The following is a 210-nucleotide window of genomic DNA, read 5'->3' as shown; positions in this document are numbered from 1 at the left end:
CCGAGCATCATGTACCAGGGTTTACCGTACACGGCCCCCTGACCAGGCAGAGCCTTCAGTGCCTGTGCCCAGCAGTCCAGGAACCGTTGCTGGCCGTCAACAAACACCTGCAGCGGATCTTTTTGCCGGCTCTCCTGTAATCGTTGCGCCTGCCGGGCGTTGCGCATATGACGTCCTACCCGCCACAGCATGACAATGCAGGCCAGCCAC

Annotated in this window: 1 pseudogene; it reads right to left on the bottom strand. The window is 61.0% G+C overall.

From position 1 onward, the window contains the following. Positions 1-210: pseudogene (locus ADK28_RS32085) on the bottom strand (hypothetical protein); the annotation flags it as partial.

This window comes from Serratia sp. 506_PEND, assembly GCF_001076875.1.
Taxonomy (GTDB): domain Bacteria; phylum Pseudomonadota; class Gammaproteobacteria; order Enterobacterales; family Enterobacteriaceae; genus Serratia; species Serratia marcescens.
Note: the sequence above shows the minus strand (reverse complement) of the source record. Positions and strands in the feature narration are given on the sequence as shown.